This window comes from Candidatus Aminicenantes bacterium, from assembly GCA_026393855.1.
In the GTDB taxonomy this organism is placed as follows: domain Bacteria; phylum Acidobacteriota; class Aminicenantia; order Aminicenantales; family UBA4085; genus UBA4085.
In genome coordinates this window covers 14,807-28,261 of sequence record JAPKZJ010000112.1, presented here as the reverse complement: position 1 = coordinate 28,261, position 13,455 = coordinate 14,807, and the positions used below count along the sequence as shown (strand labels likewise).

Annotated in this window: 13 protein-coding genes; 6 read left to right on the top strand and 7 right to left on the bottom strand. The window is 63.6% G+C overall.

The window, feature by feature from the left end:
* Window positions 1-253: 253 nt before the first annotated feature.
* Window positions 254-2,749 (bottom strand): methylenetetrahydrofolate reductase C-terminal domain-containing protein, encoded by a 2,496-nt coding sequence (locus NTZ26_13755; GenBank protein ID MCX6561565.1) that lies wholly within the window; start codon window positions 2,747-2,749, stop codon window positions 254-256.
* Between the two features lie 174 nt (window positions 2,750-2,923).
* Between NTZ26_13755 and NTZ26_13750 the strand changes: the two genes are divergently transcribed.
* The gene (locus NTZ26_13750; GenBank protein MCX6561564.1) at window positions 2,924-5,857 is read left to right on the top strand and encodes a prolyl oligopeptidase family serine peptidase; all 2,934 of its coding nucleotides are present in this window, start codon (window positions 2,924-2,926) and stop codon (window positions 5,855-5,857) included.
* A gap of 94 nt (window positions 5,858-5,951) precedes the next feature.
* Here NTZ26_13750 and NTZ26_13745 read toward each other — a convergent pair whose 3' ends face one another.
* The gene (locus NTZ26_13745; protein MCX6561563.1) at window positions 5,952-6,323 is read right to left on the bottom strand and encodes a response regulator; all 372 of its coding nucleotides are present in this window, start codon (window positions 6,321-6,323) and stop codon (window positions 5,952-5,954) included.
* Window positions 6,324-6,442: 119 nt separating this feature from the next.
* Between NTZ26_13745 and NTZ26_13740 the strand changes: the two genes are divergently transcribed.
* The 4 genes from NTZ26_13740 to NTZ26_13725 all read left to right on the top strand — a co-directional run bounded on the left by NTZ26_13740 (window position 6,443) and on the right by NTZ26_13725 (window position 9,888).
* Window positions 6,443-6,724 (top strand): metalloregulator ArsR/SmtB family transcription factor, encoded by a 282-nt coding sequence (locus NTZ26_13740; GenBank protein ID MCX6561562.1) that lies wholly within the window; start codon window positions 6,443-6,445, stop codon window positions 6,722-6,724.
* Window positions 6,725-6,729: 5 nt separating this feature from the next.
* Entirely contained in the window at window positions 6,730-7,068 is a 339-nt protein-coding gene (gene trxA / locus NTZ26_13735; protein ID MCX6561561.1) for a thioredoxin, read from the top strand.
* 108 nt (window positions 7,069-7,176) lie between these two features.
* The gene (locus tag NTZ26_13730) at window positions 7,177-8,193 is read left to right on the top strand and encodes a bifunctional methionine sulfoxide reductase B/A protein (protein MCX6561560.1); all 1,017 of its coding nucleotides are present in this window, start codon (window positions 7,177-7,179) and stop codon (window positions 8,191-8,193) included.
* Between the two features lie 36 nt (window positions 8,194-8,229).
* Window positions 8,230-9,888, top strand: a complete 1,659-nt coding sequence (locus tag NTZ26_13725; GenBank protein MCX6561559.1) for an AAA family ATPase — start codon at window positions 8,230-8,232, stop codon at window positions 9,886-9,888.
* Window positions 9,889-9,901: 13 nt separating this feature from the next.
* On the opposite strand, the gene NTZ26_13720 is transcribed toward NTZ26_13725, so the two are convergent.
* Window positions 9,902-10,204, bottom strand: a complete 303-nt coding sequence (locus NTZ26_13720; GenBank protein MCX6561558.1) for a hypothetical protein — start codon at window positions 10,202-10,204, stop codon at window positions 9,902-9,904.
* Between the two features lie 161 nt (window positions 10,205-10,365).
* Between NTZ26_13720 and NTZ26_13715 the strand changes: the two genes are divergently transcribed.
* Window positions 10,366-10,572: a hypothetical protein gene (locus tag NTZ26_13715; GenBank protein ID MCX6561557.1), complete on the top strand. Its 207-nt coding sequence runs from the start codon at window positions 10,366-10,368 to the stop codon at window positions 10,570-10,572.
* Window positions 10,573-10,610: 38 nt separating this feature from the next.
* On the opposite strand, the gene NTZ26_13710 is transcribed toward NTZ26_13715, so the two are convergent.
* Genes NTZ26_13710 through NTZ26_13695 form a run of 4 tightly spaced genes read right to left on the bottom strand, consistent with a single transcriptional unit; the run spans window position 10,611 to window position 13,454 of the window.
* Window positions 10,611-11,231: an NUDIX hydrolase gene (locus tag NTZ26_13710; GenBank protein ID MCX6561556.1), complete on the bottom strand. Its 621-nt coding sequence runs from the start codon at window positions 11,229-11,231 to the stop codon at window positions 10,611-10,613.
* A gap of 26 nt (window positions 11,232-11,257) precedes the next feature.
* Window positions 11,258-11,695, bottom strand: coding sequence for a hypothetical protein (locus NTZ26_13705; GenBank protein MCX6561555.1), 438 nt, complete (start codon window positions 11,693-11,695; stop codon window positions 11,258-11,260).
* 17 nt (window positions 11,696-11,712) lie between these two features.
* Complete coding sequence (locus NTZ26_13700) at window positions 11,713-12,855, bottom strand: XRE family transcriptional regulator (protein MCX6561554.1); 1,143 nt, start codon at window positions 12,853-12,855, stop codon at window positions 11,713-11,715.
* 53 nt (window positions 12,856-12,908) lie between these two features.
* A complete protein-coding gene (locus NTZ26_13695; protein MCX6561553.1) occupies window positions 12,909-13,454 on the bottom strand; it encodes a gamma carbonic anhydrase family protein in 546 nt (181 codons plus the stop codon).
* Between the last annotated feature and the right edge of the window lies 1 nt (window position 13,455).

Genomic DNA, 13,455 nt, shown 5'->3' with positions numbered 1-13,455 from the left:
AAACACCCCTCACATCGTATACGACGCCGGGAGACGGGATGTTTAGCCCCGCCCCTTACTCCAGATTCTACTATGAGGCGTCGAGATCGCCACGTGCTTCCTTTCAGGAAGCCCTCGCGACGACAGTCGAGGCGACATCGTGTCGAGGGCGGCAAAGTGACCGCTCTCGCGATGACGACAAAAAGAGCGTGTTCGTTTCACAAACGCGGCTGACGGGAAGGGCTCGCGATGACGGCGAGGGAAAGGCCCCGGGTCAGGAGCGCTTTTTGCGGTTGGTCCGGCAGAATTCCATCATCGCGTCGATGGCCCGCTGGCCGGCTTGGGGGCTTCCGTCCTGCCGGGCAAAAGCATCCACGAAAGTCGTGAGCTCGGGCGCGGCGGGATGGTCCTCGTAATCGTGCATGACGTTGACGATGGCCGCGTCCAACCCACAGCGGCGGGCGATCGCCAAATAGGCCCGACAGACGCCGGTCCTGCGGCCGGGCAGGTCGCGCACGGCGTTGGTGACGCCGAGCGAGAGATGGACGCCGCGAAGCGCGGGATCGCGCTTGACCCGCCGGATTGTCTCGAAAGTCCGATAGGTGTAGCCGGGCGTATCCGGGGCCATGGGCATGTCGATGGCCAGCGGGAAGACCGTCGAATCGATGAAGATGTCGGCCGGTCGGAATCCGTTGGCCACCGCGGCTTGGACCAGCTGGCGAGCCATCTCGTGCAGCTCCGCGAAGCTGTAGACGCCTTCGTGGCCGGCGTGTTTTTCGTCCACGAGCATGCCGATGAACTTGAAGGCGAAGCGGGACCGCAGAGGCAGGAGCCGGTCCATGGTGTAGGTCTTGACGGCGTTGACCAGCGGCACGGCCAGGCCGGAGGCGGCGCCGTCGTACCAGGCGGCCAGGCCGGCTTCCAAGACTTCCGGCGAGCCGCTGTCGACGCAGACCGGCAGGCCCTCGGCGGAGGTCCGGATGAAACGTACATAATCGACCATCATCCGCTTCCGGAACTCGAGGTCGGAGCCGCCGAAGGCGTCGACGTTGACGTCGATGTAATCGGCCTTGTGTTGGATCTGGGCCTTGATAAGCGAGAGGAGATAATTGCGCGCCCCGCCCGGCCGATCGAGCCCGCCTTCCCCCGTCGCAAGCACCTCGGCCATGGCGGCGGCCGTCTTGGGGATACTGCCATGGAGCAGTTCGCCGATCTGAATCAGGCCCCGCGGGCGGGCGTGATCCCGGCCGAAATAGTAGTTCGGGATCGAGGCGGTGTGGGCTAGAGCCGGGATGCGATCGGCGTTGGATAACGCCTCGAGGCGTTTCAGGCCGGTGCGGCCTTCGCTCGCCGCAGCGAAAAAGATCGACTCGCCGACGCAGATGCGGTCCGGGTTCGTGCCGCAGCGGCCACGCGGATCGGCGTCGCCGCAGGGCGGGTTGGACAATCCCTTCGCGCAGCGCCCCAGCGTGCACAACCCGAAGTTCTCGGGCAGGTAGCAATCCCCGCACTCCTGGCAGTCAAAGAGCAGGGTCTTGGCGGCGGCTTCCGCCGCATAGACCGACGCGTAAGGGAAGCCTTGTCCCCGGCGCACCGAGGCCGAAGCTTTTAGAACGGCCTTGACGGCGGGATAGGCCCCTCGCCCCGGCGTCATCAGAGTCCGGTGGGTCAAGTCGAACATCCGCTTGCCAGCCGTCGCTTGGGGCCGCGAGACGGAGCGGCGGCAGCCCTCCTCATCATAAAGGTAATAGGTCGGGGATCCGTCGACGACGCGGCCCGGCCCGAAATCGAGGCGATCCCGCCGGTTCCGCCAATCGGAGCCGATCTCCTCCGCCCGCTGGAGAATCGCCGGCAGGGTCTCGAAATCCGGAAACCCGCCCAGATCCACTCCCGCCGCTCCCAAGTCCTTATACATGGCGGTCTGCAGGGCGGCCCGCTCGATCGTATCCGCCGCCGACTCCTTCGAGACGGCGTTAAACAGGGCCCGGCTGACATAACAGCCGGGGAGCTTGCCCTCGGCCATGAGCCGGGGCGAGGAATTGCGGGCGGTCAAGAAATAAACATTGCCGAATACGGGGACGTCGATCCCCTCTTCGCCCAGATAGCGGAAAAGCTCTTCGCTCTTGCGGGAATCCCAGCCCATTTGGGTAATCAGCGCCCCGGCTCCGGCCCGGAGCTTCTTTTTCATCTTGAAGTACTGCTGAAGCTGGGAGGCCTCGGTGTATTTGAACGGCGAGACCGCGGCCATGGCCATGAATTGAGGGACGCCCTCGAAGCGGCCAAGCGGGGCGGCCGCCCAGGAGGCGTGGTTGATGTCGCGAATGAGGCCAAGCAAGCCGATCGCATCGACCTCAAAGACGCCTTGAGCCGAGGCCGGCTTATCGCCGGTCAGGGCCAGCACGGAATCCAGCCCCAGCGCGCGCAGGCCGCATAAATAGGACTTCAGCGCCTCGGCGTTGTGATCCTTGGCCGAGACATGCGGGACGACGTCGAGGGAGCCCCACAGGTCTTGTTTGTCGAGAACGGCGAAGACATCGGCCGGGCTTAAAGAGGCCACGCCGTTGGGACTCTGCGGGATGGTCACGCCGGCCAGCTCGCATCCCGCGGGAAGCCGGTCCGCAGCGCCGGCGGCGGACTCGAGGAAGGCCCGGATGCCGCGCAGGCTATGACCGGACTCCGGGACGAGCTCCGCCAGAACGAGGAAGGGACGCTTCCCTTGCGGGGCCTGGCCGCGGGCCGCCAGCCGGGTCTGCAGGCTGATCCGATCCATCTCGAGTTGCTCCTTGATTGCCGATTCCACCATTCGGACGATCGGATACTCTACCATAACCGGCCGGGCGCATGGAAGTTGTTCCAACGCGCCGCCGGGTCCGCATTGCCAGGCCGTAGGCGTTTATCGTAAGATGCTCGAAGTTGTGATTTCATCACCAGGAGAACTATTTTCATGAAAAGAACCATCGTCGGATTTCTCGCGATCCTGATCGCGGCCGTTTTCCTGGCCGCCGCAGTCCGTCAACAGGCCCCGCCTCCGCCCCCGCCGCCCACTCCGGCCGCGCCGCAAGCCCCGGCCGTCAAGGCCGCCCCGCGTCCGATCGAGCTGCGCGACATCCTGGCCTGGAAAACCCAGGGCGGCTCGGCCCTGTCGGCCGACGGCTCCTGGTTCGGATACCGCCATATCCCGCTCGAGGGCGACGGCGACATCGTCTTTCGCCAAACCCAAGGCAGCAAGGAATACCGCTTCCCCATCGGCGAAGCTCGTTTCGCCCCCCTGGCGATCTCGGATGACGGCAAGTTCGCCGCCTATATGATCAGCCTCGAGGCCAAGGAAGCCAAGAAGCTCCGCCAGAGCCGCGGCCGCATCTACACCAAGGCCGCCGTCCTCAACCTGGCGACGGGCGAGAAGATCGAGTACGAGAAGATTCGATCCTTCCAGTTCGCGCCCGAGAACCCCGGCTGGCTCGTCCTCCACAAAGCCGCGCCCGAGGGGCAGGAGCGGGAGAAAGACAAATGGACGGGGTCCGATCTCGTCCTGCGCGAGCTTGCAACCGGCAAAGAGCTCGTCCTCGGAAACGTGGCCGAGTTCGCTTTCGATAAGAAGGGCCGCTGGCTGGCCCTGCTGATCGACGCCTACGGCCAGACGGGCAACGGCGTTCTTCTCCGCAACATGGCCGCCGGCACCATCGTGCCCCTGGATTCCGACAAGGCCGCCTACAAGGGCCTGGCCTGGACCGAAAAGGGCGACGGCTTGGCCTGCCTCAAAGGCAAAGAGGATAAAGCCTTCGAGGACAAGCTCTACGCTGCAGTCGGGTTCACCGGATTCACCCCAGGCCCAATCCAGAAGACGGTCTACGATCCCAAGGACGACAAGTCCTTCCCGGCCGGGATGTCGATCAGCCCCGACCGGACGCCGCAGTGGACCGAATCGCTGGACGCGCTCCTCTTCGGCATCCGCGAGCTCAAGAAGAAAGGCGAGGGCGCCGCTCCCGCGGGCGACGGCGCAGCGGCCGGGGCGCCTCCGGCCGCACCCGATGAGGATCTGCCCGATCTCGTCCTCTGGCACGGCCTGGACAAGCGGCTCCAGTCGCAGCAGCAGGTCGAAGCGGGACGCGACCAGACCTTCAGCTACCTGGCCGAATACCGGCTCAAGGAGAAGAAGTTCATCCGCCTGGCCGACGATGATCTCCGCACCCTGCTCGTCGCCCCCAAGGAGCGCTGGGCGGTCGGCTACGACAACCGGGAGTATGAGCTCGACGGCAACCTCGACGGCCGCAGCTACCGCGACGTTTATCTCATCGACATGACGACCGGAGCCCGCAAGCCGATCCTCAAGAAGAGCCGTTACTCCTTCTCCATCTCGACCGATGGCACCCACCTTCTCTACTACGATGAAGGCGCCTTCTTGACCTTCGAGTTCGCAACCGGCAAGTCCTATCCCATCACCAAGGGCGTCCCTGCCGATTTCGTCAACGAAGACGACGACCACAATGTCAAGAACCCGCCCGACTATCCGATCGGCTGGTCCGAGGACGGCCTCTTCGCCCTGCTCAGCGACGGCTGGGACATCTGGAAAGTCCCGGTCCACGGCGGAACGGCCGTCAATCTGACCATCAACGGCCGCAAGGACCAGATCCGGTATCGGGGCCTCGATTCGCTCGATCGGGACGACAAGGGCATTGATCTGGCCAAGCCGCTCTACGTCCCCCTTTACGGCGAATGGACCAAGAAGGCGGGCCTCGGCCGCCTGGAGAAAGGCCAGCCGGGGGTTAAGGTTCTGCTCTGGGACGACGCCGGCTTCGGCGGACCGGCCAAGGCCCGCAAGGCCGAGGTCTATTATTACTCCCGCGACACTTATAAGGACTATTCGGACGTCTATATCGCCGACGCGCTCCTCGGCAACGGCCGCAAGATCACCGATATCGCGGCCGGCCAGAAGGACTTCCTCTGGTCGAGCGGACAAATGCTCCTCGATTACAAGATGGACCCCAAGAGCGGCAAGGACGTCAAGCTTCAAGCCGCCCTGTACCTTCCGGCCAACTATGAAAAAGGCAAGAAGTATCCCACCGTCATCTACTACTACGAGAAGATGTCGCAGCAGCTCAACCGCTACGCCATGCCCTCGTACAACGGCTTCAACAAGTCCGTTTACACGAGCAACGGCTACGCGGTCCTGATGCCCGACATCACCTACAAGCTCAACGACCCCGGAATGAGCGCCGTCTGGTGCGTCCTGCCGGCCCTCGAGGCGGCAGTCGCGACCGGCGTCGTCGACCGCTCCAAGGTCGGCCTGCAGGGGCATTCCTGGGGCGGCTACCAGACCGCGTTCCTGGTCACCCAGGCCGACTTCGCGGCCGCCGTGGCCGGCGCCCCGCTGACCAACATGATCAGCATGTACAGCTCAATCTATTTCAACTCCGGATCCGGCAACATGGCCATCTTCGAGAGCTCGCAGGGCCGGTTCCTGGGCGGCTACTGGGACAACCTGGAAGCTTACCAGAGGAACTCCCCCGTCTACCACGCGACCAAGGTGAACACCCCGCTCATGATTCTGCACAACGACAAGGACGGCGCCGTCGTTTGGAACCAGGGCATCGAGTACTACAGCACCCTGCGCCGGATGAAGAAGCCGGTCATCATGCTTCAGTACGTCGGCGAAAATCACGGCCTGGCCAAGCCGGCCAACATGAAGGACTATACCGTCCGGATGAAGGAATGGTTCGACCACTGGCTGATGGGCAAACCCGCCCCGGCCTGGATGACCGAGGGCATCCCCTACCTCAAGCTCAAGGACGCGCTCAAGGAGCGGGCCAAGCTGTGGAAGGTCGAAGAGCCCAAGCCGGCCGAGAAGAAGGACGACAAGAAGGAGCCCGAGAAGAAATAGCCGGCGCCTGCAAACAAGCCGAACCGCGCCCTCGTCCCGACTCCCCGCGGAGTCGGGGCGGGGGCGTTTTTTCGGGCGGGGCGCTATAAAAGCGCTAAACGCCCGGGATAAGGGCCCGGACGGCTCTGATCAAGACATCGGCTTGGAACGGCTTTTCGAGGATCGCGTCGGCGCCGGCGCTGCGCGCCTCGCGCTGAACGCCCGGATTCTTGAGACCGGTGACGACCAGGATTTTGGCCCCGGACAGCCGGGGATCCTTCCGGATTCGGGAGCAAACCGCAAGCCCGTCCGCCTTGGGGAGAAGCAGATCCGTGACGATCAGGGCCGGGACGAAACGGGCCGCCGCTTCGAGGCCGGCCTCTCCGTCCGCCGCCGTGAAGATCTCGAAGCCGATGCCGCCCAAGATTCTTTCAATCAGGGCTCGGGTCACCCGATCGTCGTCGATCACCAGGGCTGGGATGGGCATCCACTCTCCTCCGGCCTCGAGGCCGCCCGTATTGTACTCCTTTTCGGGGCTTCGCCTCCCCCCTTGACATATTCAATATATATTATATAATGGCTAGGATATATCGAGGGAGGATGCTCATGAAGTCTGCCATCGCCGAACTAAGCCCCCTGGCCAAGCGGTTCAAGGCCCTCGCCCACCCGGCCCGGCTGCTCCTTGTCCGCCGTCTGATGGAGAATGAGCGCTGCGTCTCGGACGTGGAAAAATGCCTGGGGCTGTCCCAGCCCAACGTCTCGCAGCACCTGCGGATTCTGAAGGAAGCCGGGATCATCGAGGGTCGCCGCGAGAGGACCCGGATCTGTTACCGGATCGCCGATGAGCGGGTCGCCCGCATATTAAAAATAGCCTTGGAAGGAGAATGAAGACTATGTCCAAAGTCGTTCCCGTCCGCGAAGCATCGTTTGATGCCGAAGTCCTCCGTTCCGATATCCCGGTGGTGGTTGATTTCTGGGCTCCCTGGTGCGGCCCCTGCAGGATGATGGCCCCGGTCCTGGAAGCCGCTTCCGAGCGCTGGGCCGGCCGGGTCAAATTCGCTAAGCTCGACACGGACGAGAACGGCTCGACCGCAAGCCGCCATGCCATTATGGCCATCCCCACCCTGATCGTCTTCGAAAAGGGAACCGAAAAGGACCGGGCCGTCGGATTCGTTCCCGCCGCCCAATTGGATGACTGGCTGAAGCGATTCGCCGCCCCCCTTCCCGGCTGATCTCCGGCCGCCTCGCCCGCCCCCGCCCCGCCTTTGGCCGAGGGCTTGCTTTTTGGGAATTTTAATCTATATTATTACTATAGGATTTAGATAGTATAGGAGCTGGCCATGAATATAAGCCAAAAGGCCCTGATCGGCCTGGTCAGCCTGACCCTCGCCTGGGCGGGCTGGAGGGGCCTGAACGCGCTGATGTATGCCGGTTCCCTGCCTGATATTCAGGCGGGCAAAGGAGAGATGACGATGGTTCCCAAGGTTCGCAAGGCGGATGCCGAGTGGAAGAAGACCCTGGCGCCCGATCAATATAAAGTCATGTTCCAATGCGGCACCGAGGCTCCCTTCTCGGGCCGCTACAACGACTTCTGGGAAAAGGGCACCTACATATGCGCCGCCTGCGGGGCGCCCCTGTTCACCTCCGAAGCCAAATACGAGCATGGAACCGGATGGCCCTCCTTCAAAGCGCCTTTCTCCGAGGCCAATATCGAATACCGCGAGGATGCCTCTCTGGGCATGACCCGGACCGAGGTCCGCTGTTCGGTCTGCGGCGCCCATCTCGGCCACGTCTTCGACGACGGACCCGCCCCGAGCGGCCGCCACTACTGCATCAACTCGGCGGCCATGCTGTTCCAGGCGGCCGACGCAAAGGCCAAGACGGTCCCCGGCGTCGCGACGTTCGCGGCCGGCTGTTTCTGGGGCGTCGAATACAAATTCGGCCGAGTGGACGGCGTCCTATCCACGGTCGTGGGCTATGCCGGCGGCAAGGTCAAGGACCCGACCTACAAGCAGGTCTGCAGCGACGACACCGGACATGCCGAGGCCGTCCAGGTGACTTTCGATCCGGTCAAGATCTCCTATGAGGACCTAGTCCGGAAGTTCTTCTCCTTCCACGATCCGACCCAGCTCAACCGCCAGGGCCCCGACGTGGGCAGGCAATATCGCTCGGTCATCTTCTTTCACGACCCGGCCCAGAAGGCCGCGGCCGAGAAGGTCAAGGCCGAGGTCGAGAAGGACGGCGCCTTCCGCCGCCGGATCGTGACCGAGATCGTCCCGGCCCGGGAGTTCTACCGGGCCGAGGAGTATCACCAGAAGTACTACGAGAAGAACAAGCGCGGCGCCTGCGCCTTTTGATCCTCGGCGTTTCCCGAAAGTGGGGGCTGGGATATAATGATCCCCGCCCCGATGGCCAGGAAATCCCGACCCGCCGCTCCCCCTCGCCCCCTTCCGGCCGCATACCCGCGGACAGCATCCGGTCTTGAGATCAACCCCGAGTTCGGTCGGGCCCTCGAGCTTCTCGAATCGACCGATAAGCCCGTCTTCATCACCGGCCGGGCCGGGACCGGCAAATCGACCCTGCTGGACCATTTCCGATCCACGACGAGCAAACGGGTGGCCGTGTTGGCGCCCACCGGTGTGGCCGCCCTGAATGTCCGCGGCCAAACCGTGCATTCCTTCTGCCGCTTCAAGCCCAACGTCACGCTGGAGGCCGTCAAAGCCCTGCCCAAAGCCAAGGCGAACGGGCCCGAGGGCGCCCTCTACCGGAACCTGGATATGGTCATCATCGACGAAGTCTCGATGGTCCGGGCCGATCTCTTGGACTGCGTCGAGAAGTTCCTGCGCCTGAACGGGCCGCTGCCCAAGCGCCGCTTCGGCGGCATCCAGATGGTCTTCATCGGCGACCTCTACCAGCTCCCCCCGGTCGTGACGGCCCAGGAGAGGGCCCTGTTCGAGGCGGCTTCCGACTCGCCCTACGAGTCGCCCTACTTCTTCTCGGCCCGAGTCTTGGCCGACGGCGGCTATCCCCTGGAGTTCGTCGAGCTGGAGAAGATCTACCGCCAAAGCGAAGCCGAGTTCATCGGCCTGCTCAATGCGATCCGCAACCGCTCCATCAGCGAAGCCGATCTGGAGCGCCTGAACGCCAGGCTCGATCCCGAATTCGCTCCGGCCGACGGCGGGCTCTATATCACCCTGACCAGCACCAACGACCAGGCCTTCCGCCGCAACCGGGAGAAGCTGGAAACCCTGACCGGCGAGACGTTCGGCTATGACGGGTTCATTGAAGGGGACTTCGACCGCACCTCGCTTCCGACGGACCAACGCCTCGAGATCAAGGCCGGGGCCCAGGTCATGCTCCTGACCAACGATCCCGCGGGCCGCTGGGTCAACGGGACGATCGGCAAGGTCATCGACGTGGTCCGCGAGACGGGAGCCGACGACGCCGTGGAAGTCGAGCTCGCCGACGGCGAGATCGTGGACATCGGCCCCAATATCTGGGAGATCTTCCGTTTCGCCTACGACAAGGACGGCGGTCGAATCGTCAGCGAGCCGGTGGGGGCCTTCACCCAATACCCCCTCAAGCTGGCCTGGGCCGTGACCATTCACAAAAGCCAGGGCAAGACCTTCGATCGCGTCATCGTCGATGTCGGCCGGGGGACGTTCGCCCACGGCCAAGTCTATGTGGCCTTGAGCCGCTGCACCACCTTTGAGGGGCTGGTCTTGCGCAAGCCGATCCGCAAGGAGCACATCCGGATGGATTGGCGGGTGGTCCGGTTCCTGACCGGGTTCCAGTATGCCAAGTCGGAAGCCCGACTGGCCTACGCCGATAAACGGCGGCTGATCGAAGAGGCCATCTCCGAAGGCCGGGTCCTGGAAGTCGTCTACCTCAAGCCCGACGACAGCAAGAGCCGCCGCCGGATCCGCCCCGAGAGCCTGGAGCCGATGGAATACGGGGGCCGGAAATTCGAGGGCCTGCGGGCCTGGTGTTATGAACGGGAAGACATCCGCCACTTCCGGATCGAGCGGATGCTCGAGATCAAGGTCCTCTAGGTTTCCATCGGGCTCATGATTTGCGCGGCAGGCCCTCCCGGGCCGATTTGATCAGCCCGTCGCCAGCCTGAAGATCGGGGAAATAGCGGGCGAAAGCGCTTTCCTCGAGCTCGAACTTGCCCCTCTTCCCCGCGTTCGTCTGGTAGCGGACCACGACCAATTGAAGTTTGAGGCGCTTGTTCCCACCCTGATAGGCGGTCCTGCGACCGATCGACTCGACCCGCCCCGACCAGGCCGCGTTCAGGCGGCCCTTTTGGATCAAGGTCAGGATCACCGCGAACGCGATCACGATTCCGGTGACCAAGATCGGTATCATAGGGACCTCCGTGCGCGGGAATTATACCAGATCGACTCCCGAGGAGTGAGACAATCGGCCGCCTCCAGCGTCTCCTTCTATGCAGGGCCGAGGCCGCCTGGGAGGCGGGATGGGTTGACATTCGGGAGTCGAGAATGTACATTTGCGTTCGGGGACGATTGATGAAAAGACTGCATATTCTCCTTGACGACGGGCTCTACGAGAAGCTGAAGTCTTCCGCCGCCGCGCGGAGGGAAAGCCTGGCCGACGTGATCAGGGGATTTCTACGGGATCAGCTCGACCGCGAGATGGACAAATCGGGCTTCCCGACCTTCACCTCGGCCGAAATCGACGAAATCCTGCGGATCATGGACGCGCGGGAATCCTGACTGCCTCTCGGCCGACCGCCCAGAGAGCCCCTTGGCTTTTAATCGAAATCGGGTCCCTGGTCTGGGTGTCGACGGAGCTCGAACATGCGCCGGATTTGGCGCTCGGTCACCCGATCCGTCGAGAGCGGCGGCAGGGCGTCTTCGGCGAAAAACTCGACGTCCTGCGTCTCCAGGCTCCGCTTGGCCAAGCCCCCTAGGATCTCGCAGAGGAAATAGATCTTGTAACAGGAAAAATAGCGCCTGGAATGGCCCTGCCGGTCGCGGTCGTAGACGGCCAGGAGGCGGACGGCCCGGGCCTCGAATCCCGTTTCTTCCTGAATCTCACGGACGACATTCTCCGAAGGAGTGGCGCCCAGGTCCGCCCAGCCGCCCGGCAGGGTCCAACGCCCTCCGTCCGTCCGCTCGGAGACGAGCAGGATGCGGTCCTGGCGGAAGAGGACGCCGCGGACCTCGACTTTGGGCGTCAGATAGCCTTCCTCGGCCGTAAACAGGGTTTGGACGGCGGCGGGATTACTTCCCGTCTCGGCGGCCGCCATGTCCGCCGCCAGAACCAGCAGCTTCTCGTAGCGGGCCCTGTCGAACGGGTCCCGGCCATAAGTCAGCCCTTCCTTGGCCAGGGCCAGGATTTCACGGGACCAGGAAGCGGGAGGCGTCGGCATCAGGGGCAGGTCCGGGAAGGGGCTGCCTATTCGACCAAAATCCCAGTGTCCCCCACCTTCCACTGCCCGCCGTCGAGGACATACAGCAGCGTCCGGAGGACTTCGCGCTGGTTCTCAGCCATATATTTGATGTCCACGATCATCCATTCGTCCAGCCCCTTGAAGAACAGGGCCAGGACCTGTTCGCTGGGCTGGGCGAACTTCTTGCCCTTGAACTTGCGCAGAACCTTGGCATCGCGGCCGTAGGCGCGGATGAAGACGGGCAACGATCCTCGGTTCGCGGCGTCGGTCTTGATGAACTCCTCGACCGCGTTGGCCGGGCGATACGCCTCATCGATGGTCGTCCAAGGAATCTCCAATCCGGCCCGGCCGCCCTTCTTGAGGGATCGGCCGAGGAAAAACCCGCCGATGGCCACGGCGTCGATCAAAAGAAAGATGATTATGATTTTGGCGGCCTTGCTCATAAGATTCTCCTCGCGCGTCAATCCTCCGGCGTCGGCAGGATGGTCTGGACGCCTTTTTTCAGCCCCTTGCCGCCGGCGATCCGGCGGGCCGCTTCCTCCTGCAGGAGCTTGTAGCGGTCCGAGGTGATGGGGCGCTTCTTGAACTTGAACAGCAGCCCGCTGACCATTCCGCTCCGGGCGGCGGCCCGCTCGTCGGGGTCGTAGCCGGCTTCGTCGTCGCCCAGCCCGAACAGCTCCTTCTCGCGGGGCGACGGGTCGCGCCGCACGTACTCGACGAACTGGACCTTGTCCAGGAAGTCCAAGTCCCTTAGCGTCCTCAACATGGCCAGCATGCTGACGCCGAAGTACCGCTTCAGGTAGAGGGCCTCGTCGTAGTGGACGCGCTTGGCGCGAAACTCCTTGTCCACCAGCTCGCGCACTCGCCCGGGCGGCATCAGGAAACGGGCCGCAAAGGCCTGAGCGTACTGTTCGCGCGGATGATAGAGCTCGACATAGTCGTCGACGAAGACATCGGAATTGTCGATGACCGGGCCCTCGTTGCGGTCCTTGAGGTAATGGCAGTACTCGTGGGCCGCGCTGTAGACCTGGCGGCCGAAGGCCTGGGCCGAATTGACCAGGGCGAAGGCAGCCTGTTTGGCCTCGAGATAGATGAAGACGCCGCTGACGCGGCAATCCTCGGGCATCGGCATGCGCAGGATGCGGAGGCCGTTGGCTTCGAACAGGCCGAAGACGTCGCGCACCGGTTCTTCACCCAGGCCGAGGCGGCGGCGCTCCTCATCGGCCATGCGCTCGGGCGGGACGAGGCCGTAAAGAGGGGCCAAATCCAGTCGGCGGCCGGTGATCGCCTCGAGCTTGAGATAGTCGTCGCAAAAGCGCCGGAATCGCTGCAGCTCCTCCCGGGCCCGCTCGTCCACGGCGTCGGCCCGGAAGAGCATGGCCATGGCGTCGGGGCCGGGCTCCCGCTCGTAGAAAAAGTAGGAGATTTCGCGATTGAGGAAAGCGGCGATCTTGCCCAGAGCCGCGAAGCTGGGCGTCCGTTTGCCCGCTTCGAGATAGGAGATATATTCGGCCGAGTAGCCCAAGGCCCGGGCGAATGCCGTCTGGCTTAAGCCCATTTTTTCCCTGGCTTTGCGAAGCTTGGCACCGAGGAATTGGATCATGCGGCCCTCCCCATCAGGGATGGCCGAAGATTAACACGGAGTCAGAGAGCAAGTCAACGCGCCCCCGACGGGTTGACAACCTCCTTCCCTATCCCTTTGGCCAGGTAAGCCTTCCAGAATTCGACGTAGGACCGGGCATGGTCGCCATTGTGCCGGACTTCCTCCTCGCTCAAGGCGCGGACCACGACGGCCGGCGAGCCGAGGACAAGCGAGCCCGCCGGGTAGGTCTTGCGGGGCGGGACGAGCGCCCCGGCGGCCACGATCGTCCCTTTCTTGATGACAGCCCCGTCCAAGACGATCGCGCCCATGCCTATGATGCAGTCGTCCTCGATGGTGCAGGCGTGGAGAATCGCCCCATGGCCGACCGTGACCCGGTCGCCGAGGACGGTGCCGCGGCCGAAATCGACGTGGACGGTGCAATTGTCCTGGATGTTGGAATCCTCGCCGATGACGATATCGGCGACGTCGGCCCGCAGGACGCTGTTGTACCAGACGCTGGCACCGGCCTTCAGGGTCACGGCACCGATGATTTGGGCTCCCTCGGCGACAAAAGTATCGGCATGCCGAACCGGCGTTTTTAGGCTGAAATCGTAGGGCATA